We start from the raw sequence: 1,674 nt of genomic DNA, 5'->3' as shown, positions 1-1,674 counted from the left end.
GCCTTAGCAGATTTTCTCGCCAGCGTGAATTCGTCAGCTTCCACTCTTTCGTGTCCCATTCATCACCCAGCCTTACAGTGAGCGTACTTCACTACTCACTAGCCTCATGATTTAGCCGTAGTTTTCCATCCCCACGGTCTGACTATCCTTCTGTGTCCCTGCCTCGAACTGTGCGGTAGTACTGGAATATCTACCAGTTGTCCATCATCTACGCCTTTCGGCCTCGACTTAGGTCCCGACTTACCCTGGGCGGACGAACCTTCCCCAGGAAACCTTAGGCTTTCGACGGAGGAGTTTCTCACTCCTCTCTCGCTACTTATGCCGGCATTCTCTCTTGTATGCAGTCCACCGCCCCTTTCTCGCGTACGGCTTCTGCCCGCATACATTGCTCCTCTACCAATTTTGTTACCAAAATTCCCAAGCTTCGGTGTCATGTTTTAGCCCCGGTAATCTTCGGCGCACCTTCACTCGACCAGTGAGCTATTACGCACTCTTTTAATGTGTGGCTGCTTCTAAGCCAACATCCTGGTTGTCTGTGCAACGGCACATCCTTTACCACTTAACATGAACTTTGGGACCTTAGCTGTGGGTCTGGGCTGTTTCCCTTTTGACCACGAAACTTATCTCACGTAGTCTGACTCCCAACTATAAGTATTCGGTATTCGCAGTTTGATAAGGTTCGGTAACCCGTGAAGGCCCCTAGCCCATTCAGTGCTCTACCCCCGATACTCTCCAACGTTGAGGCTAGCCCTAAAGCTATTTCGAGGAGAACCAGCTATATCCCGGTTCGATTGGAATTTCTCCGCTAACCACAAGTCATCGCCGACTATTTCAACAGGCGTGCGTTCGGACCTCCACAGAATTTTACTTCTGCTTCATCCTGCTCATGGTTAGGTCACCAGGTTTCGGGTCTACGTCATGCTACTTAATCCGCCCGATTAAGACTCGCTTTCGCTTCGGCTCCGTGCCTTAGGCACTTAACCTCGCAACACAACGTAACTCGCCGGCCCGTTCTACAAAAAGTACGAGGTCGCGCATTGATATTGCTACCCGTAGCGCTTCCTCTGCTTGTAAACATACGGTTTCAGGTTCTTTTTCACTCCCCTCCCGGGGTGCTTTTCACCTTTCCCTCACGGTACTATACTCTATCGGTCATCAGGTCGTATTTAGCCTTAGGAGATGGGCCTCCCGCATTCCCACCGAATTTCTCGTGCTCGATGGTACTCTGGATTCTCACGGCTCTCTTTGCATTTCGACTACAGGGCTTTTACCTCGTTTCGCGCTACTTTCCAATAATCTTCGTCTATGCTCTAAGATACCTTATGTGAGTCCGAACCCCGCACATATTTCTATATGCGGTTTAGGCTCTTACCCGTTCGCTCGCCACTACTTAGGTAATCGTTGTTTTACTTTCTCTTCCTCCGGATACTAAGATGTTTCAGTTCTCCGGGTTCCCCTCCTATCACTATCTATTCATGATAGGATACCCTACATCTCTATAGGGTGCGTTTCCGCATTCGGACATCTGCGGCTCTATGCTCATTTGCAGCTCCCCGCAGCTTTTCGCAGCTTGTCACGTCCTTCTTCGGCGCCTGATGCCAAGGCATCCTCCGTATGCTCTTATTAGCTTAATCTTATCTCCCTTTCGGAAGACTTCCGTCTAATAAAAACCTT

Annotated in this window: 1 rRNA gene; it reads right to left on the bottom strand. The window is 49.7% G+C overall.

Features of this window, described 5'->3' with window-relative positions:
* Positions 1-1,634, bottom strand: a 23S ribosomal RNA gene (locus tag NFR55_RS10410); the annotation flags it as partial.
* Positions 1,635-1,674 lie beyond the last annotated feature (40 nt).

Origin of the sequence: Pumilibacter intestinalis, assembly GCF_943193005.1 — a bacterium.
Taxonomy (GTDB): Bacteria; Bacillota; Clostridia; order Christensenellales; family Pumilibacteraceae; genus Pumilibacter; species Pumilibacter intestinalis.
The sequence above is the reverse complement of the archived record's forward strand: the minus strand, read 5'-3'. Positions and strand labels throughout refer to the sequence as shown.